Annotated in this window: 16 protein-coding genes; 3 read left to right on the top strand and 13 right to left on the bottom strand. The window is 73.8% G+C overall.

What is annotated here, in order from left to right:
* Positions 1-12 precede the first annotated feature (12 nt).
* Positions 13-861 carry a sulfurtransferase gene (locus ABT014_RS21860; RefSeq protein ID WP_350640677.1) on the bottom strand — a complete coding sequence of 283 codons (849 nt, stop codon included), beginning with the start codon at positions 859-861 and terminating at the stop codon, positions 13-15.
* A 133-nt stretch (positions 862-994) separates the two neighbouring features.
* Between ABT014_RS21860 and ABT014_RS21855 the strand changes: the two genes are divergently transcribed.
* Entirely contained in the window at positions 995-1,774 is a 780-nt protein-coding gene (locus ABT014_RS21855; RefSeq protein WP_350640676.1) for a VOC family protein, read from the top strand.
* A 34-nt stretch (positions 1,775-1,808) separates the two neighbouring features.
* Here the strand turns inward: ABT014_RS21855 and ABT014_RS21850 are convergent, their stop codons facing one another.
* The 4 genes from ABT014_RS21850 to ABT014_RS21835 all read right to left on the bottom strand — a co-directional run bounded on the left by ABT014_RS21850 (position 1,809) and on the right by ABT014_RS21835 (position 7,150).
* Positions 1,809-2,465, bottom strand: coding sequence for a thymidine kinase (locus tag ABT014_RS21850; RefSeq protein WP_350640675.1), 657 nt, complete (start codon positions 2,463-2,465; stop codon positions 1,809-1,811).
* A gap of 34 nt (positions 2,466-2,499) precedes the next feature.
* Positions 2,500-3,663: an alkaline phosphatase family protein gene (locus ABT014_RS21845; protein ID WP_350640674.1), complete on the bottom strand. Its 1,164-nt coding sequence runs from the start codon at positions 3,661-3,663 to the stop codon at positions 2,500-2,502.
* A 13-nt stretch (positions 3,664-3,676) separates the two neighbouring features.
* Positions 3,677-4,267 (bottom strand): DUF5998 family protein, encoded by a 591-nt coding sequence (locus tag ABT014_RS21840; RefSeq protein WP_350640673.1) that lies wholly within the window; start codon positions 4,265-4,267, stop codon positions 3,677-3,679.
* 96 nt (positions 4,268-4,363) lie between these two features.
* Positions 4,364-7,150 (bottom strand): bifunctional acetate--CoA ligase family protein/GNAT family N-acetyltransferase, encoded by a 2,787-nt coding sequence (locus ABT014_RS21835; protein ID WP_350640672.1) that lies wholly within the window; start codon positions 7,148-7,150, stop codon positions 4,364-4,366.
* Between the two features lie 209 nt (positions 7,151-7,359).
* Between ABT014_RS21835 and ABT014_RS21830 the strand changes: the two genes are divergently transcribed.
* The gene (locus ABT014_RS21830) at positions 7,360-7,638 is read left to right on the top strand and encodes an HPr family phosphocarrier protein (protein ID WP_350640671.1); all 279 of its coding nucleotides are present in this window, start codon (positions 7,360-7,362) and stop codon (positions 7,636-7,638) included.
* A gap of 80 nt (positions 7,639-7,718) precedes the next feature.
* Here ABT014_RS21830 and ABT014_RS21825 read toward each other — a convergent pair whose 3' ends face one another.
* From ABT014_RS21825 to ABT014_RS21810, 4 genes are all read right to left on the bottom strand, one after another.
* On the bottom strand, positions 7,719-8,639 hold the full coding sequence (locus tag ABT014_RS21825; RefSeq protein ID WP_350640670.1) for a glutaminase: 921 nt from the start codon (positions 8,637-8,639) through the stop codon (positions 7,719-7,721).
* A gap of 46 nt (positions 8,640-8,685) precedes the next feature.
* Complete coding sequence (locus ABT014_RS21820; RefSeq protein WP_350640669.1) at positions 8,686-9,879, bottom strand: RtcB family protein; 1,194 nt, start codon at positions 9,877-9,879, stop codon at positions 8,686-8,688.
* 316 nt (positions 9,880-10,195) lie between these two features.
* A complete protein-coding gene (locus ABT014_RS21815; protein ID WP_350640698.1) occupies positions 10,196-11,563 on the bottom strand; it encodes a M16 family metallopeptidase in 1,368 nt (455 codons plus the stop codon).
* Between the two features lie 20 nt (positions 11,564-11,583).
* Positions 11,584-12,924, bottom strand: a complete 1,341-nt coding sequence (locus tag ABT014_RS21810) for a M16 family metallopeptidase (RefSeq protein ID WP_350640668.1) — start codon at positions 12,922-12,924, stop codon at positions 11,584-11,586.
* Positions 12,925-13,245: 321 nt separating this feature from the next.
* On the opposite strand from ABT014_RS21810, the gene ABT014_RS21805 reads away from it, so the two are divergent.
* On the top strand, positions 13,246-15,693 hold the full coding sequence (locus tag ABT014_RS21805) for a DNA gyrase/topoisomerase IV subunit A (protein WP_350640667.1): 2,448 nt from the start codon (positions 13,246-13,248) through the stop codon (positions 15,691-15,693).
* A gap of 69 nt (positions 15,694-15,762) precedes the next feature.
* Here the strand turns inward: ABT014_RS21805 and ABT014_RS21800 are convergent, their stop codons facing one another.
* The 4 genes from ABT014_RS21800 to ABT014_RS21785 are packed head-to-tail and all read right to left on the bottom strand — an operon-like array spanning position 15,763 to position 18,796.
* Positions 15,763-16,449 carry a hypothetical protein gene (locus ABT014_RS21800; RefSeq protein ID WP_350640666.1) on the bottom strand — a complete coding sequence of 229 codons (687 nt, stop codon included), beginning with the start codon at positions 16,447-16,449 and terminating at the stop codon, positions 15,763-15,765.
* Between the two features lie 59 nt (positions 16,450-16,508).
* Positions 16,509-17,072: a hypothetical protein gene (locus ABT014_RS21795; RefSeq protein WP_350640665.1), complete on the bottom strand. Its 564-nt coding sequence runs from the start codon at positions 17,070-17,072 to the stop codon at positions 16,509-16,511.
* The gene (locus ABT014_RS21790) at positions 17,073-18,503 is read right to left on the bottom strand and encodes a putative T7SS-secreted protein (protein ID WP_350640664.1); all 1,431 of its coding nucleotides are present in this window, start codon (positions 18,501-18,503) and stop codon (positions 17,073-17,075) included.
* Positions 18,500-18,796 carry a DUF6317 family protein gene (locus ABT014_RS21785; protein WP_350640663.1) on the bottom strand — a complete coding sequence of 99 codons (297 nt, stop codon included), beginning with the start codon at positions 18,794-18,796 and terminating at the stop codon, positions 18,500-18,502. Before ABT014_RS21785 ends, ABT014_RS21790 begins: the two co-directional genes overlap by 4 nt.
* Positions 18,797-18,870 lie beyond the last annotated feature (74 nt).

Below are 18,870 nucleotides of genomic sequence, written 5' to 3'. Positions count from 1 at the left end.
GGCGTCCTGCGGTCAGCCCGGCTGTGCCCCGGTCGCGGCCGGACGGTCCGGCTGCCCGGACCACTCGCTCCACGACCCGGGGTACAGCGCCCCGCCCGGGAGCCCCGCGACCTCCAGCGCCAGCAGTTCGTGGGCGGCGGTGACCCCGGAGCCGCAGTAGACCCCGACCGGACCACCGGCCGCGCCCAGCGCGCCGAATCGGGCGGCGAGTTCGGCGGCCGGGCGGAACCGTCCGTCGGTGCCCAGGTTGTCGGTGGTCGGCGCGGACACCGCGCCCGGGATGTGCCCGGCGCGCGGGTCGACCGGCTCGACCTCACCGCGGTAGCGCTCGGCCGCCCGGGCGTCCAACAGCAGCCCGGTGCGCGCCAGTTCGGCCGCCCCGTCGGCGTCCACGGTGGGCAGGCCGCCGGCCGCGGGCTCGAAGTCGCCGTCCCCGGCGGCGGGCGGCTCGGTGGTCTCCGGCAGGCCGGCCGCGCGCCAGGCGGCCAGGCCGCCGTCCAGCACCCGGACGTCCGGGTGCCCGGCCCAGCGCAGCAGCCACCAGGCGCGGGCGGCCGAGGTGGCGGGACCCGCGTCGTACACCACCACCGGGCGGGCGACGCTCACCCCGGCTCGGCGCAGCGCCTCGCCGAGCAGCTTCGGGTCGGGCAGCGGGTGGCGGCCGGCCGGACCGGGCGGCGCGGCCAACTCGCGGTCCAGGTCGAGGTAGTGCGCGCCGGGCAGGTGGCCGGCGGCGTACTCCTCGGCGCCGGGCGGACCGCCCAGTTGCCAGCGGACGTCCAGCAGGACCGGCGGGGCGGGCGCACCGAGCGCCGCCTGCAGCTCGGCGGCCTGGATCAGCGGGGTGGAGGATGCCGTCATGCCGACATTCTCGCCCGGCGGATCAGCTCTTTGTACGGTCTTTGCCCGGCACGCCGGTCGGTCGCGGGTTTCCCGCCGGGATCGGGTGGAACCATTCGGCCTGGAAGCGTCGACCGTTCGGTGAGGGGACGCGATGACTGCGGTGAAGCTGCGGCTGGCTCAGGGCACGCCGTGCTGGGTGAGCCTGATGACCGACGACCTGGAAGGTGCCCGGGCGTTCTACGGCGCCCTGCTCGGTTGGGAGTTCGAGCCCGGGCCGACCGGTCTCGGCCCGTACGTGCGGGCCACCCTGAACGGCGCGAAGGTCGCCGGGCTCGGCGTCACCCCGGCGGGCACCGCCTACCCGGTCGAGTGGACCACGTACTTCGCGGTGGACAGTGCCGACGAGGTGGCGCAGCGGATCCGCGAGTGCGGCGGCACGGTGGCGGTCGGGCCGCTGACGGCGGACCGGGCCGGGCGGATGGCGATCGCCTCGGACCTGTCGGGCGCGGTGTTCGGGATCTGGGAGGCGGCCGAGCACCTGGGCTGGGAGGTGGTCGGCGAGCCGGGCGCGCCGGCCTGGAACGAGCTGGTCACCGGTGACGACGAGAGTGCGGCGGTGTTCTACCGGGCGGTGCTGGGGCGGGCGGTGGTGGCGGCCGCGGCCGCCGCGGTGGCCCGTGGCGAGGACGACGCGCAGCTGCTGGTGGGCGGGCAGCCGGTGGCGGGCATCCGGCACAGCACCGACCTGCGCAGCGGGCCGCCGCGCTGGCGGGTGCACTTCGCGGTGGCCGACGCCGATCTGACGGTGCACCAGGTGCTCGACCTGGGCGGCTCGTTGCGGGTCGGGCCGTACGACACGCCGTTCGGCCGGGTGGCCCGGCTGGCGGACCCGCGGGGCGGGCAGTTCTCGGTGGTCCAGCCGACCGGCTGACCGGTCTCCGAGCGCTCCTACGGGCCGCCGGGGTTCAGCGGGAGTGCTCCTCGAAGGGCAGCACGTCCGGGGAGAGCACCGCGGCGCGGGCGGTGGCCGCGGTGAGGCGGCGGCGATGGTGGCGGCGGCAGAGCACCTCGTAGCCGATCTCGTCCTCGTTCACGGCGACGTCGCCGACCACGACCTGGGCGCCCTCGACCACCATCACCCCGCCGACCGTGCGGGCGTTGTGGGTGGCCCGGGCGCCGCACCAGCAGAGCGCCTCGACCTGGAGCACCTCGACCCGGTCGGCGAGCTCGATCAGCCGCTGCGAGCCGGGGAAGAGCCTGGTGCGGAAGTCGGTGGTGATGCCGAAGGTGTAGACGTCAATGCCGAGTTCGTCGACCACCCGGGCGAGCTGGTCGATCTGCTCGGCGGAGAAGAACTGGGCCTCGTCGCAGATCAGGTAGTCCACCTTGCCGCCGGCCGAGAGCAGGTGCACCACGTGCGCCTGGAAGTCGAACTCGTCGGCGACCTCGACCGCGTCGGCCCGCAGCCCGAGCCGGCTGGAGATGGTGGCGGCACCGGCCCGGTCGTGCCGGGTGAAGATGATGCCGGTCCGGCCGCGCGCCGCGTGGTTGTGGTCCATCTGGAGCGCGAGCGTCGACTTGCCGCAGTCCATCGTGCCCGAGAAGAACACCAGTTCAGCCATGGGTGGAGCGAGGGCCTTTCAGTGAGGTTGCCGGTCAGGCACGGACTTCGAGCAGCGGCACCAGCTGTTCGACCGGGGTCATCGAGCCGTGCAGGCCGATCATCGAGGACTCGCCGGGCTCCCGGCGGGAGGCGATCACCGCGATGTCGTCCCGGGCGGCCGCGACCACGTCGCCGATCCGGTGGTAGACCCGGTCGTCCACCACCGGGCCGAACCAGCCCGCCGCTATCGCCTGGTCGCGGGTGGCCACCCACATCCGGTCGCCGAGCACCTCGCTCCAGACCGTGAACACGTCCGCGGCCGCGCCGGGCACCGCGTACACGTGCCGGGCCCGGCCCTCGCCGCCGAGCAGGGCGACGCCGGCGCTCAGCTCCCAGTCGTCGTCGAAGTCGATCCGGTCCTCGGGAGCGATGTCGATCATGCCGTGGTCGGCGGTGACGTACAGCGCGGAGCGCGGCGGCAGCTGCTCGGCCAGCCGGCGGGCGAGCCGGTCGACGGTGTTGAGCATCATCCGCCAGTCGTCGGAGTCCACGCCGTAGCGGTGGCCCGCCCCGTCCAGCTCGCTGACGTAGGTGTACACCAGCGCCCGGTCGTGGTCGGCCATCCAGCGGGCCGCCTCGTCCATCCGCTCCTCGCCGGTGGTGCGGCCGAGGAAGGAGCCGCCGGAGAGCGCGACCCTGGTCAGCGGGGTCTGCGCGAACAGCGGGGAGGAGACCTGGCTGGTCGCCACGCCGGCCCGGTGGACCTGCTCGAACACGGTCGGGTACGGCTGCCAGCTCACCGGGTCCACCGGGGGCTGCCAGCGCAGCTGGTTCATCAGGTACCCGGTGCCCGGCACCGCCACGGTGTAACCGGCCAGCCCGTGCAGACCGGGCGGGGTCCCGGTGCCGACCGAGGCCAGCGAGGTGGCGGTGGTGGACGGGAAGCCGGCGGTGATCGGGTTGGAGCCGCCCATCAGCGAGGTCAGGAAGGGCGCGTACTCGGGGTGGCGCCGGAGCAGCTCCCAGCCCATCCCGTCCACCAGGAAGACGCAGACCCGGTCGGCGGGCTCCAGCAGCAGCCCGCTGTCGAAGCCGGACAGGCCGAGCCCGGTCGCCACGGCCGGCAGCAGGTCGGCGAGCGATCCGCTGCCGTAGGCGGGGACGGGGGCGTCGGAGGGGTCGAGGATCTCGAAGGAGTCGTAGTCGAGGTGCGGCATTCGGTGGCGGACCTCAGCCCCGGGTGCTGACGGTCGCCTCGGACAGCGCGCGGGCGAACACCAGGGCCTGGGCCACGGTCTCCGGGCCGTCCCCCGCCTCGCTGACCCGCAGCGAGAGGTCGTCCGCGGTCGCCGAGCCGGTGTAGCCGTGGTCCGCCTCGCAGTTCGGGTCCGAGCAGCCGGCCGGCTCCAGGTCGAGGCGCTGCACCGCGCCCCAGCCGATGGTCAGCACGACCTCGCGCGGCAGCGTGCCGGGCGTGTACGTCTCGGGGTTGGCGACCATGCGGCTGACCACCACGGAGTTGATCCGGTCGACCCGGACGGTCTCGGTGGAGGTGGTCGCGTACGGCACCGGGTTGCCCGCGTCGCCGTTCTGCTCGTCGGTGTGGCTGACCACGAAGCGCGAGGAGGTCAGCACCAGCACCGTCACGTGCCGGCGCACCTCGTTGGCGTCGAAGGTGGTCTCCTGGTGGACCAGGTAGGAGGTGATCGGCTCGGGGCCCACCGCGGACTCGACCGCCTCGGACACCAGCGCCGGGTAGTAACCGCTGCGCTCGATCGCGGACCGCAGGTCCTGCGTGGTGGTGGTACCGGTCTTGGCCATAACTCCATCCTGGCATGTCCCGCCGACGAAGCGGGCGGCACTGCGCCGAGCTTCCGGGCCTTCCGCGCCCCGTCGAAGGGGCGCAACCACGAAAGGTTACAGGGTGCTCATGGCGCGCGGTCCCAGATCCGTGCGGACCGGCAGGGGTGCGATCCGCACCTGCGCGCCCAGCACCGCCAGCCCGCGCGGGGCCACCACGACCGGTTCGAGGTCGACCGATGCGACCTCCGGCAGGTCGTCCACCAGCCGCGACACCCGCAGGAGCAGCTCCTCCAGCGCCCCGGTGTCGACCGGGGCCGCGCCGCGCCAGCCGAACAGCAGCGGGGCCGCCCGGACCTCCCGGATCAGCTCGGCCGCGTCCCGGTCGGTGGCCGGCACCAGCCGGTGCGCCAGGTCGCCCAGCAGTTCGGAGGGGGCGCCGGCCAGCCCGAACGACAGGATCGCGCCGACCGCCGGGTCGACCGTCGCGCCGATCACGGTGTCCACCCCGCGCGGGGCCAGCCGCTGCACCACCAGTCCGGCCTGACCGGCGCCGCCGAGCAGCGCGTCCAGCTCCCGGTGCGCCCGGCGCAGCTCCGCCTCGCCGGTGAGGTCCAGCCGGACGCTGCCGAGGTCCGCGCGGTGCCGCAGGTGCTCGGCGGTGGCCTTGAGCGCGACCGGGTACCCCAGCTCGGCCGCGGCGCGCAGCGCGCTCCGCTCGTCCGGCGCCGGGAGGACCGGGCTGACCTCGATGCCGTACCGGGCGAGCAGGCTCAGCGCGTCGGCCTCCGGCAGGACGACCCGGGCGCCGCCCGGCTGGGTGCGGGCGGCGACCGCGGCCCGGGTGGTGAGCGCGGTCTCCACCAGCGCGCGGGCGCCGGCCTCGTCGATCCCCTCCAGCTCGGGCACCCGGGCGGTCTGCTCGGCCTCGGTGGTGCGGCGGCGCCAGTCGGCGTACCGGACGGCGTCGGCCAGCGCGTGCACGGCCCGCTCGGGGGCGGGGTAGGCGGGGATCCGGCCGGGGCGCAGCCGTTCGGCCAGGCCGGTCAGGGCGAGGTGGGTGAGCAGCAGCGGTTTCCCGAGTTCGCGGCCGAGCCCGGCGGCGTCCAGCAGGGCGGCGGCGATCTCCGGGTCGTCGGCCCGCAGGTCGTGGTCGGGTCCGGCGCCCTGGACGCCGATCGGCGGGATGGCGACGGCGATCACGGCGTCCACACCGGGGTCGCGCAGCGCGGTGTGCAGGGCGATCCGGTAGTTCTCGCCGGTGGCGGCGGTGGTCAGGTCGACCGGGGTGCGCGGGCGCAGGCCTGCGCTGAGGCAGGCGTCGTGGGTGAGCAGGCCGAGCGAGTCGGAGTTGCCGACCACGGCCACCCGGTCGCCGGCCGGCAGCGGCTGCCCGGCGAGCAGCTCGCCGGTGTCGAACAGTTCGGTGATGGTGTCCACCCGGACCACCCCGGCCTGCTGGAACAGGGCGTCCACGGTGGCGTCCCGGAGCCGTCCGGCGGCGGGCTGCACGGCGTGGCCGGGGGGCACGCTGCCGGTGTGCCGGGCGCCCTTGAGCACCACCACCGGCTTGGCGGCGGCCAGCCGGCGGGCGATCCGGGTGAACTTGCGCGGGTTGCCGAAGGACTCCAGGTAGAGCAGCAGCACCTCGGTGGCCTCGTCCTCCTCGCCGTACTGGAGCCAGTCGTTGCCGGACAGGTCGGCGCGGTTGCCGACCGAGGCGAACGAGGAGACGCCGAGGCCGCGGCGGTGCGCCGCCTCCAGCAGCGCCACCCCGATCGCGCCGGACTGGCAGAACAGGCCGAACGGGCCGCGCTCGGGCAGCACCGGCGCCAGCGAGGCGTTCAGCGGGCGCTCGGGGTCGGTGTTGATCAGGCCGAACGCGTTCGGGCCGACCACCCGCATGCCGGCCGCCCGGGCCTGCCGGACCAGCGCGCGCTGGCGGTCGCGGCCCTCGGGGCCGGTCTCGGCGTAGCCGGCGGTGACCACCACCAGGCCCTGCACGCCGTGCGCGCCGCACTCGGCGACGCCGGCGGCGACCCCGGGCTCGGGGACGGCGATGATCGCCAGGTCGACCGGCCCGGGGATGTCGCGGACCGAGCGGTGGGTGGTCACCCCGTCGAGTTCGGTGCCGGCCGGCGCGCTGCGGTTCACCGCGTACACCGGGCCGCGGAAGCCGGCCAGGTCGCGCAGCAGCGAGCGGCCGACCGAGTGCGGGCTGCGGGAGACGCCGACCACGGCGACCGAGCGCGGGGTGAGCAGGCGCTGCACCGAGCGGGCCTCGGCGCGGTGCTCGCGGGCCCGCATCACCGCGAGCGAGGCGGCGGTGGGCTCCAGGTCGAACTCCAGGTGCACCACGCCGTCGGCGATGCTGCGGCGCTGGGTGTAGCCGGCGTCGGTGAAGACCTTGACCATCTTGCGGTTCTCGGGGAGCACCTCGGCGGTGAAGCGGCGGATCCCGCGCTCCTGGGCGACGGCGGCGATGTGCTCCAGCAGCGCGGAGGCGACGCCGCGGCCCTGGTGCTCGTCCTGGACCAGGAAGGCCACCTCGGCGTCGGTGCCGGTGGTGGACGGGCGGCCGTCGGCGTCGATCCGGTCGTAGCGGACGGTGGCGATGAAGCGGTCGCGGACCACCACCGCCAGGCCGACCCGGTTGATGTAGTCGTGGTGGGTGAAGCGCCGGACGTCCTTGTCGGACAGCCGCGGGTACGGGGCGAAGAAGCGGAAGTACTTGGACTGGTCGGAGACCTGCTCGTAGAAGTCCACCAGGCGCCGCGCGTCGTCCTCGGTGATCGGCCGGATCCGGGCCGTGCCGCCGTCGCGCAGCAGCACGTCGGCCTCCCAGTGCTGGGGGTAGCTGTGCTCGTCGCCCCGGTGCGGGGGGCGGGCCGCGGAGTCTTCCACGATCGTCAGGTTATCCGGCTGCGGGCCGGATGGCGCCGCCGCTGCGGGCCCCCGTCCGGGCCGCGGGCCCCGGGGTGGCGGGGCCCCGGGCCGGTACCGGCGGGCCGGGCGGCGACGAACGGCGGGCCGAGCAGCGCGGGACGGCGGCCGGCATGCAACACTGGTCTAGACAACATGGCTGTACCAGCACCACCTGAAAGGCACGTCTCATGGCCGAGCGCCGCGTCTCCATCGGTTGGCCCGAGGGCCTGCACGCCCGTCCCGCCTCCGTCTTCGTCCGCGCCGTGACCTCCACCGGCCTGCCGATCACCATCGCCAAGGAAGGCGGCGCACCGGTCAACGCCGGCTCCATGCTCGGTCTGCTCGGCCTCGGCGCCGAGGGCGGCGACACGGTCGTCCTCGCCTCGGACGCCGAGGGCGCCGACGAGGCCCTGGACCGGATCGCCAAGCTCGTCCGGGAGGGCCTGGACCAGCTGCCGGCCGCGTGAGCCGAGCCGAGCACGCCGAAGGGGGTGCCCCGCCATGTGGCGGGGCACCCCCTTCGGCGTACCGGCTCAGAGCTCAGAGCTCAGAACACCGACCAGCCGGTCGCCGTGGTCAGCGCGTCCAGCGCCGCCACCCCGAGCACCGAGTTGCCGGCGGCGTCCAGCCCCGGGCTCCACACGCAGACCGTCCCGCGCCCCGGCAGCACGGCCAGCACCCCGCCGCCGACCCCGCTCTTGCCCGGCAGACCGACCCGGAAGGCGAACTCGCCCGCCGCGTCGTACGTGCCGCAGGTCAGCAGCACCGCGTTGATCCGCTTCGCCTCGCTGCGGGTGAGCAGCCGCGAGCCGTCCATCCTTATCCCGTGCCGGGCCAGGAACAGCCCCGCCATCGCCAGGTCGCGGCAGCTGGCCGCGATCGCGCAGTGCGCGTAGTAGTGCACCAGCACGCTGTCCACCGGGTTGCGCAGGTTGCCGTAGCTCGCGATGAAGTGCGCCAGCGCCGCGTTCCGGTGCCCGTGCCGCGCCTCCGAGGCGGCCACCGCGTCGTCGGTGTCCACCCCGGGACGGCCCGACTCGGCCCGCAGGAAGTCCCGCACCGCGCCGGCCGCGTCGCCGGTCAGTTCCAGCAGACGGTCCGTCACCACCAGCGCGCCCGCGTTGATGAACGGGTTGCGCGGAATGCCGTGCTCGGTCTCCAGCTGCACCAGCGAGTTGAACGGATTGCCGGACGGCTCGCGCCCCACCCCGCGCCACAGCCCGTCGTCGCCCCCGGCGAGCGCGAGCGCCAGGGTGAACAGCTTCGAGACGGACTGGATCGAGAACGGCTGCTCCCAGTCCCCCGCCCCGTACACCTCGCCGTCGACGGTGGCGATCGCCATCCCGAACGCCTCCGGGTCGGCCTCGGCCAGCGCCGGGATGTAGTCCGCGACCCGGCCCCGCGCGTCGCCGCGCAGGGCCTGGTCCATCACCTCGTGCAGCAGTCCCTGGTAGTCCACGGGGGCCATTGTGTCCTGCGTGACGCAGGTGACCCCAGGGACCCGGCCCCTCGGGTCAGCCCTTCACGCAGACGACCTGCTTGAGCTGGGCGACCACCTCGACCAGGTCCTTCTGCTGCGCGATGACCTTCTCGATCGGCTTGTAGGCGCCCGGGATCTCGTCGACCACGCCGGAGTCCTTGCGGCACTCCACGCCCTTGGTCTGCTCGGCGAGGTCCTGCTGGGTGAAGCGCTTCTTGGCCGCCGTCCGGCTCATCTTCCGGCCGGCGCCGTGCGAGGCCGAGTTGAACGAGGCCGGGTTGCCGAGGCCGCGGACGATGTACGAACCGGTGCCCATCGAGCCCGGGATGATCCCGTAGTCGCCGGAGCCGGCCCGGATCGCGCCCTTGCGGGTGACCAGCAGGTCGACGCCGTCGTACTGCTCCTCCGCCACGTAGTTGTGGTGGCAGCTGATCATCTCGTCGAAGGCCACCTTCGCCTTCGGGAACTCGCGCCGCACGACGTCCTGGAAGAGCGCCATCATCATCGCCCGGTTGTGCTTGGCGTACTCCTGCGCCCAGAACAGGTCCTGCCGGTAGGCCCCCATCTGCGGGGTGTCCGCGATGAACACCGCGAGGTCGCGGTCGACCAGGCCCTGGTTGTGCGGGAGCGACCGGGCCACGCCCATGTGGTACTCCGCGAGCTCCTTGCCGATGTTGCGCGACCCGGAGTGCAGCATCAGCCACACCGCGCCGGTGGTGTCGACGCACACCTCCACGAAGTGGTTGCCGCTGCCGAGCGTGCCCATCTGCTGCATCGCCCGCTCGCGCCGCCACTTGACCTCGGAGGCCACCCCGTCGAAACGGGTCCAGAAGTCGTCCCAGCCGGCCGTCGCGAACCCGTGCAGCTTGCCCGGGTCGACCGGATCGCTGTGCAGGCCGCGGCCGACCGGGATGGCCTGCTCGATCTTGGAACGCAGCCGGGACAGGTCGTCCGGCAGGTCCTTGGCGGTGAGCGAGGTCTTGACCGCGGTCATCCCGCAGCCGATGTCGACGCCGACCGCCGCCGGGCAGACCGCACCCTTCATGGCGATCACGGAGCCGACCGTCGCCCCCTTGCCCAGGTGGACGTCGGGCATCACGGCGAGCCCGTGCAGCCAGGGCAGCGTGCTGATGTTGCGCAGCTGGTCCATGGCCTGACTCTCGACGGTGGCCGGGTCGGCCCACATCCGGATCGGGACGCGGACGCCGGGAACCTCGGTGTACGACATGGTGGTACGACCTCCCAGGGTCGGTGGTTCAAGGGTAGGAGAGTGCCGCGCGTCAGGCTCCCGGCGCGGCCCGGGGATGTCTGCGGGGTACCGCGCTCAGGCCGGCGATCGGCGGGAGGACGGTCGTGGGGAGCGTCGGAGCTCGGGCTCGACCCGCATGGTGACCGCCTCCTTTCCCGATGTCGTGGCAGCGGTGCCGGAGCCATCTACCCACGCCCCGGGAGAGCCGCGCAACGCAATAACGCCGAGGGGCCCGATGGAGCTGATGCTCCGTCGGGCCCCTGGTCGGCCCGTGCGGGCCGTTCGTGGGCGCAGCTCAGTTGGCGATCACCGTGACGTCGCCGATGCCGAGCTCCTTGACCGGATCGGCGATCACCGCGGCGTCGCCGACCAGGACGGTGACCAGGCGGTCCGGCGGGAAGGCCGCGACCACGGCCGCGGTGGCGGCCTCGGTGCCGAGCTCGGCCAGCTGCCGGTAGACCTCGGCCTGGAAGTCGTCCGGCAGGTACTGCTCGACCTGGTCGGCCAGGGTCGCGGCGACCGAGCCGGCCGTCTCGAACTTGAGCGGGGCGACACCGACCAGGAACTGGACGGCCTCCTCCCGCTCGGCGTCGGTCAGCCCCTCGGCCGCCAGCGTCCGCAGGATGGTCCAGGTGTCGGCCAGCGCCGGCGCGGTGGAGGCGGTGTCCACCGAGCCGCTGATCGCGAGCAGCGCGCGCCCCGAACCGTCGCCCGCCGACCGCAGCGGCTGGGCGAAGGCGCGCACGCCGTACGTGTAGCCCTTCTCCTCGCGCAGCACGCGGTCCAGCCGGGAGGTGAGGGTGCCGCCGAGGCAGTACGTGCCGAGCACCTGGGCGGCCCAGGCCGGGTCGTGCCGGTCCGGGCCGATCCTGCCGATCAGCAGCTGGGTCTGGACCGAGCCCGGCCGGTCGACGATGATCACGCGGCCGGTGTCGTCCCCGGTGACGGGGGCGTGCACGGCGGCCGGGTCGGCGCTGCCGGCCCAGCGGCCGAGGGTGGCCTCCAGCAGGGCCAGCAGGTCGATGCCGGTCAGGTCGCCGACCACCACGGCGGTGGCGGTCGAGGGCCGGAGGTGCGCCTGGTAGAACGCCTGCACGGCGGCCCGGTCGATCGCCTTGACGGTGTCGGCGGTGCCGCTGCGCGGGCGCGACAGCCGGTCGGCCGCGTCGAACAGCGAGGCGTACAGCGCCTTGGCCGAGCGGCGGGCCGGGTTGGCCGCCTCGTGGACGATCTCGTCGAGGCGGTTGGCGACCAGCCGCTCGATCTCGTCGGCGGGCAGCGCGGGGGCGCGCAGCGCGTCGCCGAGCAGGGTGAGCCCGCGCTCCAGCCGGGAGGCGGGCACCTCCAGCGAGACCCGCAGCGCGGGGTGGTCGACGTGCGCGTCGAGGGTGGCGCCGGCGCGCTCCAGCTCGCCGGCGAACTCCTCGGCGGTCAGCGTGTCGGTGCCCTCGCTGAGCGCCCGGGCCAGGATGTTGGCCACGCCGTCGAGGCCGGCCGGCTCGGCGGCGAGCGGGGCGTCGACCACCAGGTCGACGGCGACCAGCTGCTGGCCGGGGCGGTGGCAGTGCAGCACGGTGAGGCCGTTGGCGAGGCTGGCGCGCTCGGGCGCCGGGAACGCCCAGGGGCCGGGCGTGCCGGGCTGCGGCTGCGGGTGGAAGGTCATCACGGGGGTGGGGTCGGTGCTCATGCCGCCGTCTCCTCGGTGCTGTCGTCGGTGGCGGTGGTGTCGTCCGGCGTGGTGGGTTCGTAGACCAGGACCGCGCGGTTCTGCGGGTGCAGGCGGGCGGCGGCGACGGCCCGGACCTCCTCGGCGGTGACGTCGAGGACCTTGGGGAGGGCGCTGTTGACCAGCTTCGGGTCACCGAACAGCACCGCGAACCGGCAGAGTTCGTCCGCCCGGCCGGCGACCGTGGTCAGCCGGTCGAGCCACTCCCGCTCGATCTGCGCCTGGGCGCGCTCGAGTTCGGCCTCGGTCGGGCCCTCGGCGGCGAACCGGGCGAGCTCCTCGTCGGTGGCGGCCTGGATCCGGTCGATGGTGGCGTCGCCCGAGGTCTTCACGTCGAGCCAGCCGAGCGAGGGCGCGCCGGCCAGCCGGAGCAGGCCGAACCCGGCCGCGACGGCGGTGCGGTCGTGCCGGACCAGCCGGTTGTAGAGCCGGCTGGACTCGCCGGAGCCGAGGATGGTGAGGGCCAGGTCGGCGGCGTCGGCCTCACGGGTGCCGTCGTGCGGCAGCCGGTAGGCGGCCATCAGGGCGCGCGAGGGCACATCCTCGTGGATGACCTCGCGGACCTCGCGCCCGAGGGTGTCGGGCAGCGAGCCGTCGCGCGGCGGCTGCTTGCCGTCGTGGGCGGGAATGGTGCCGAAGTACTTCTCCACCCAGGCGATGGTCTGCTCGGGGTCGAGGTCGCCGACGATCGAGAGCACGGCGTTGTTGGGCGCGTAGTAGGTGCGGAAGAACGCGCGGGCGTCCTCCAGCGTGGCCGCGTCCAGGTCGGCCATCGAGCCGATCGGGGTGTGGTGGTACGGATGGCCGTCGGGGAACGAGAGCGCGGTGAGCTTCTCGAACGCGGTGCCGTAGGGCACGTTGTCGTAGCGCTGGCGGCGCTCGTTCTTGACGACGTCGCGCTGGTTCTCCATCGAGGTCTCGTCGAGGGCGCTGAGCAGCGAGCCCATCCGGTCCGCCTCCAGCCAGAGCGCGAGCTCCAACTGGTGGGCGGGCATGGTCTCGAAGTAGTTGGTGCGCTCGAAGCTGGTGGTGCCGTTGAGCGAACCGCCCGCGCCCTGGACCAGTTCGAAGTGCCCGTTGTTGGAGACGTTGGCCGAGCCCTGGAACATCAGGTGCTCGAACAGGTGGGCGAGGCCGGTGCGGCCCTTCACCTCGTGCCGGGAACCGACGTCGTACCAGAGGCACACCGCGGTGACCGGGGTGAGGTGGTCCTCGGAGAGCACCACCCGCAGGCCGTTGGCCAGGCGGTGCTCGGTGATGGCGAGGCCTCGGGTGGAGGCGGGAGCCGGGTTGGCCATGCGGGTTTCCGGTCCTTTCGGGGAAGCGGGCGGCTTCGGTGCGGCGCCGTGGCCGCGGAGGTCGGCCCGTCTTCGGGTTGGTCGGGGGGCGGATGGCGTTCCCCCATTGTGGTGCAACGCCCGACGGTGCGTGAGGTGTCCGCGCGGGGCGCGCGTTCGCCACGGGCGGAAGCGGGCACGGCAGGTGGCCTGCGGCAGTGGCTGTCAGCCGGAGGGTCCACAATGGGGGGCGCCGTGCCTCCGAACGGTTCGACGCAGTTACCACAGACTCGGTCCGACAAGATCTGACGCAGCCGACAGACGCAAGGGAGCCCCGCCGCGATGCCCCGCCGCAGTTCGCCCACCCCGCCGCCCGGTGACTTCGAGGAGCGGATCCTCGACGTCGACGTCGTGGACGAGATGCAGGGCTCGTTCCTCGAGTACGCCTACTCGGTGATCTACTCCCGCGCCCTGCCGGACGCCCGGGACGGTCTGAAGCCGGTGCACCGGCGCATCCTGTACCAGGCCAACGAGATGGGCCTGCGCCCCGAGCGCGGGCACGTGAAGTGCGCCCGCCTGGTCGGCGAGGTGATGGGCCGGCTGCACCCGCACGGCGACGCGTCCATCTACGACTCCGTGGTGCGCATGGCGCAGCCGTTCTCGATGCGACTGCCGCTGATCGACGGGCACGGCAACTTCGGCTCGCTGGGCAACGACGACCCGCCGGCCGCGATGCGGTACACCGAGTCGCGCCTGACCGCGGCCTCGATGTCGATGGTGGAGTCGATCCACGAGGACACCGTCGACTTCGCGCCGAACTACGACGGCAGCGAGCAGGAGCCGTCGGTGCTGCCGGCGGCCTTCCCCAACCTGCTGGTGAACGGCACCTCCGGGATCGCGGTCGGCATGGCGACCAACATGCCGCCGCACAACCTGTCCGAGGTGGTGGCCGCCGCCCGGCACCTGATCAAGCACCCCGGCGCCGACCTCGAGACGCTGATGCGCTTCATCCCCGGCCCGGACCTGCCGACCGGCGGCCGGATCGTCGGGCTGTCGGGCATCCGGGACGCCTACGAGTCCGGCCGCGGCACCTTCAAGATCCGGGCGACCGTCTCGGTGGAGGCGGTGACGGCCCGCCGCAAGGGCCTGGTGGTCACCGAACTGCCGTACAGCGTGGGCCCGGAGAAGGTGATCGCCAAGATCAAGGACCTGGTCGGCGCCAAGAAACTGCAGGGCATCGCGGACGTCAAGGACCTGACCGACCGCCAGCACGGCCTGCGGCTGGTGATCGAGGTCAAGAACGGCTTCGTGCCGGAGGCGCTGCTGGAGCAGCTCTACAAGCTGACGCCGATGGAGGAGACCTTCGGCATCAACAACGTGGCCCTGGTGGACGGCCAGCCGCTGACGCTGGGCCTCAAGGAGCTGCTCGAGGTCTACGTCGACCACCGCTTCGAGGTGGTCCGCCGGCGCAGCGAGTTCCGGCGGCGCAAGCGGCAGGACCGGCTGCACCTGGTCGAGGGCCTGCTGGTCGCCCTGGTCGACATCGACGAGGTCATCGCGCTGATCCGCTCCAGCGAGGACGCCGCGCAGGCGAAGGAGCGCCTGATGGAGCGCTTCGGGCTGTCGGAGACCCAGACCGCGTACATCCTGGACACCCCGCTGCGCCGGCTCACCCGGTTCGACCGGGTCGAGCTGGAGACCGAGCAGGCCAAGCTCACCAAGGAGATCCAGGAGCTCACCGAGATCCTGGAGTCGGACACCAAGCTGCGCAACGTGGTGTCCGGCGAGCTGGGCGCGGTGGCGAAGCAGTTCGGCACCGAGCGCCGGACGGTGCTGCTGGAGGCCGGCTCGGTGCCGAGCGCGGCGCTGTCGGTGCCGCTGGAGGTCGCGGACGACCCGTGCCGGGTGCTGCTCTCCTCCACCGGCCTGCTGGCCAGGACCGCGGACGGCGAGCCGCTGGAGACCGGCGGCTCGCGGGCCAAGCACGACGCGGTCGTCTCCGCGGTGCCGGCCACCGCGCGCGCCGACGTCGGCGTGGTGACGACCGCCGGCCGGGTGCTGCGGCTCCCGGTGATCGACCTGCCCGCGCTGCCGCCGGGCACCTCGGCGCTGGCGGGCGGCGCGGCGGTGAGCGAGTTCCTGCGGCTGGAGACGGACGAGCGGGCGCTCGCGCTGACCACCCTGGACGAGTCCTCGCCCGGCCTGGCGCTCGGTACGGCGCAGGGCGTGGTGAAGCGGGTGGTCCCGGAATGGCCCGCGAACAAGGACGAGTTCGAGGTGATCGCCCTCAAGGACGGTGACACCGTGGTCGGCGCGGTCGAGCTGCGCACCGGCGAGGAGGACCTGGTCTTCATCGCCTCCGACGCGCAGCTGCTGCGCTACCCGGCCGGTCAGGTGCGCCCGCAGGGCCGCCCGGCGGGCGGCATGGCGGGCATCAAGCTGTCGGACGGCGCCCGGGTGCTGTCGTTCACCGCGGTGGACCCGGCCGCCGACGCGGTGGTGGTCTCGGTGGCGACGGCCTCCGGCACGCTGGCCGGCGGCGAGCAGACCAGCTGGAAGGTCACGCCGTTCGAGCAGTACCCGCGCAAGGGCCGGGCCACCGGCGGCGTCCGGTGCCAGCGGTTCCTGCGCGGCGAGGACGCGCTGGCGTTCGCCTGGGCGGGCCCGGAGCCGGCCCGCGCGGCCGGCGCGAACGGCGCACCGCTCCAGCTGCCGGAGCGCGACCCGCGCCGGGACGGCTCGGGCACGCCGGTGACCACGCCCATCGCGGCGATCGGCGGGCGCCTGTAAGGCCCCGTAGCGGACCGGACAGCACGACGGGGGCGCCTGCGGGCGCCCCCGTCGTGCTGTCGGCAGGTCTCAGCCGAACGCCGCCGCGATCCGCCCGGCGTCCGGGGACCCCTGCTGGGCGGGCAGCGCCGGGGAGAGTCCGTCGTCGAGCAGCTGGACGGTCTCGGCCAGCTCCGACAGCAGCGCCACGTAGTGCGGCAGTTCCGGCAGCGACGGCGTGGTCAGCGACATCACCAGCAGCGACCTCGCCTCCGGCAGCGGGAGGTAGGCGTCCACCCGCGCCATCGGCACCGCGACCGGCGCCGGCAGCCCCTCGACCGCCGGCGGCGTCCACTCGACCCCGGTGAACTGCACCAGCGCCGGGCCGGCCTCGACCTCCGTCCGGTAGACGTCGCAGTCCGGGTTCAGCGAGAGCGTCTCGTGCAGGGTGGCGGCGATGGCCTCCACGTCGCCCGGCTCGATCGTCTCGCTCCGGACGATCAGCGAGGCACTGCTCACCCGGTCGTCCTCGGTGGCGAACAGGCACAGGCCCGCGTAGCTCGCCCCGTCCCCGGCGGCGGCGTCCGCCACGTCCGCGTACAGCTGCCTGACCCCGGCACGCTGGTCGGGCGTCCCGCCGGACCACACCTCGGCCGCGACCTCCGCCAGGTGCTCCCAGCGCTGCTCGTCCGTGAGGTGCAGGCCGAGGTCGTGGAAGGCCACGGGCACGTCGAAGGTGAACCCGATCCCGGTCACCGCCGCCTGCTCGACCGGCATCGGTCCCTCTCCCCGTCCCTGCGTCACGGGCGGCTGCGGCTGCTCCTCGATCGGCCCGTTCACCGGCGCCCGCCCTCCTTGCCGTACGGTCGGCCGGCGGCCGGCACCAGGGTGATCCCGAACGGGCCGGCGGAGCGCGCCACCAGGCCCCGGCCGGCCGCGATCTGCTGGATCCGCTCGCCGGACAGGCCGCGGTACTCCTTCGGGGAGATCAGCAGCGCCCGGCCCTCGGCGCCGTACCGGGCGAACGCCCAGCCGCGCACGCCGACCGCGCCCTGCTCCTGGCGCCGGTAGACCCGCAGCGCGGTGTCGCAGAGCCGGTTCAGGTGGGCGTCCCACAGGCCCGGGGCCGGCCCCCACTCGCGGACGAAGCGCACCGGCCCGACCCAGCGGGTGAGCGGCCGGGCCAGGAACCGCAGCCATTCGCGGTCCGGGCGCTGACCGTCGCTCAGCACCTCGCCGACCACCAGGAAGGGCACGACCAGCAGCCTCAGCAGCAGGTCGAGCGGCACCCAGCCGCACTGCAGCACGGCCCAGGCCAGCAGCCCGAGCCGGGACCGGCGGCCCGCCGAGGGCGTCAGGTGCGCCGAGGGCGGCAGCGGCGCGGTGTGGTTCCCGTACATCTATCCTCCGGTCACAGCGTCGTAGACGTCGGTCACGATGCCGGGGAGCTGCGCCCCGGCCAGCGGGCCGCGGGACCACCAGGACATCGGGTCGAGCGAGCCGTCCGCACGGATCGCCGCCTTCAGCGACGGGATGTCGCGCAGCACCGGCAGCTGGGCGAGCCGGCTCGTCTTGATCCCCTCGACCAGGGACTCCCCCGCGGTCACGCCCAGGTGGGTCTCCCAGGCGAGCTTCATCCGGTTGCCGAACCCGGGCAGCGCCTTGAAGTCGGTGATGATGTCGGTGCCCTCGTCGGCCAGCCGCGAGACCCGGACCGCGGCGCCCCGGGTGGCGTTGCCGAGCTGCCCCACCAACTGCACCTTGCCGACCTCCCGCACCACCTCGGTGGAGCAGCGCACGCCGTTCACCACCTTGGGCACCAGCTTGGTGGCGACCTTGGTGCTGCCCTTCAGGGCCGTCCCGAAGAACTTGCCGGCGGGCAGGATGCCCAGGCCGTCCCCGATCAGGTCCATCGCGCCGACATCGGCGCCGCCGAGCTTGGCGAGACCGTGGGTGGCCAGCGCGCCGGCCGACAGCACACCGCCGGCCAGCGCGAGCGCACCGGCCAGCGGCGGGAACCACGCCGTGCACAGCGCCGCGACGCCCAGCACGGTGGAGGCGATGGACATCCAGTCGCCGATCTTCTTCAGCAGATCGGCGTGCTTGGTGGCCCACTCCTTGATCGCGTGGCCGGCCCGCTTCAGCGAGTCCTTGAGCTTGTCCCACATGCTGGTGCTGGGGGCGTTCTGGTTGGCCTTGCGCAGCGCCTTGGCCACCTTGTCGGCGGCGTCCCGGTGGTCCTCCCCGAGCTCCTTGGCCTGCTTGACGATGGCCTCGAAGGCGTCCTTGGCGTCCTCCACCGAGCGCTTGGCGTCGTCGAGTTCGGCGCCCGCCGCCTCCAGCTCGCGCTGGGCGGTGTCGATCCTGGCCTGGGCCTCCTTCAACTGGGCGTCGTCCGCGAAGAACTGGCCGCCGAGCCGGAAGGCCGGGGCGTCGGCCGCCGAGTTGTAGCGGCTGTCCGCCCGGTCCTTGGCCGCCTCGCACTGCTCGCAGCGCTGCTTGGCGGCCCGGGCATCGGCCTCGTAGCGCCGGGCCGTGTCCTGGAAGGAGACCAGTTGCCCGCGCCAGGAGTTGAGCTGCTGGGCGGCGGTGCGCACCGCATCGTCGCTGTCCCGGAGCAGGCCGGGCAGCTCGGTGACCTTGGCGGCGAACGCCTGCGCGGCATCGCCCTGCCAGGAACCGCCGAGCCGGGTCAGCGAGGAGAGGCTCTGATGGGCGTTCTCCAGCGCGCCGGCGGCCGTGTTCAGCCGGGTGACCAGGGTGTCGACGCTGCCGGGGTTGCCGGGGGCCGGATCGAAGCCGAGGGCGGGAAAGTCGGCCGGGTCGCTCACCGGGCACCGTCCGAGAAGGCGTCCCGCAGGGCCTGGTCGGTCTCGGCGTACGCCTTCTTGGTGATGTTCAGCCCCTCCTCCACCTGCTGGGTGCCGTCGGCGATCTTCTTGATCGCGTCGTCCCAGCTGTCGTGGAACTCGTCGCAGGCGTGGTCGAGCGACTGGCTGCCGGTGCTCTTCGGGCCGGTGTCGCGCATCGCGTCGAGGGCGGTGCGCAGGTTGTCCTGACTCCGGTGCAGATCCGCGATCAACGTGTCGAGATCCCCGATCTCGACCGAGAAGAACGACCCCAAGACTCCCCCAAGGATTGGTCAACAAAAGTAATTGGATCAGCATAGTCAGCACGATCTCGGGCGCCGCGCCCCCC

This window comes from Kitasatospora sp. NPDC094015 (assembly GCF_040304075.1).
Taxonomy (GTDB): Bacteria; Actinomycetota; Actinomycetes; order Streptomycetales; family Streptomycetaceae; genus Kitasatospora.
This window is presented reverse-complemented; position numbering and strand designations above follow the sequence as displayed.

Bases quoted from the DNA above. Each gene is read 5' to 3' on its own strand.
- ABT014_RS21820 (WP_350640669.1), bottom strand. From the start codon at position 9,879: ATGTCGTACACCGAGGTTCCCGGCGTCCGCGTCCCGATCCGGATGTGG.
- ABT014_RS21860 (WP_350640677.1), bottom strand. From the start codon at position 861: ATGACGGCATCCTCCACCCCGCTGATCCAGGCCGCCGAGCTGCAGGCG.
- ABT014_RS21805 (WP_350640667.1), top strand. From the start codon at position 13,246: ATGCCCCGCCGCAGTTCGCCCACCCCGCCGCCCGGTGACTTCGAGGAG.
- ABT014_RS21830 (WP_350640671.1), top strand. From the start codon at position 7,360: ATGGCCGAGCGCCGCGTCTCCATCGGTTGGCCCGAGGGCCTGCACGCC.
- ABT014_RS21845 (WP_350640674.1), bottom strand. From the start codon at position 3,663: ATGCCGCACCTCGACTACGACTCCTTCGAGATCCTCGACCCCTCCGAC.
- ABT014_RS21800 (WP_350640666.1), bottom strand. From the start codon at position 16,449: ATGCCGGTCGAGCAGGCGGCGGTGACCGGGATCGGGTTCACCTTCGAC.
- ABT014_RS21850 (WP_350640675.1), bottom strand. From the start codon at position 2,465: ATGGCTGAACTGGTGTTCTTCTCGGGCACGATGGACTGCGGCAAGTCG.
- ABT014_RS21825 (WP_350640670.1), bottom strand. From the start codon at position 8,639: ATGGCCCCCGTGGACTACCAGGGACTGCTGCACGAGGTGATGGACCAG.
- ABT014_RS21810 (WP_350640668.1), bottom strand. From the start codon at position 12,924: ATGGCCAACCCGGCTCCCGCCTCCACCCGAGGCCTCGCCATCACCGAG.
- ABT014_RS21795 (WP_350640665.1), bottom strand. From the start codon at position 17,072: ATGTACGGGAACCACACCGCGCCGCTGCCGCCCTCGGCGCACCTGACG.
- ABT014_RS21815 (WP_350640698.1), bottom strand. From the start codon at position 11,563: ATGACCTTCCACCCGCAGCCGCAGCCCGGCACGCCCGGCCCCTGGGCG.
- ABT014_RS21840 (WP_350640673.1), bottom strand. From the start codon at position 4,267: ATGGCCAAGACCGGTACCACCACCACGCAGGACCTGCGGTCCGCGATC.
- ABT014_RS21855 (WP_350640676.1), top strand. From the start codon at position 995: ATGACTGCGGTGAAGCTGCGGCTGGCTCAGGGCACGCCGTGCTGGGTG.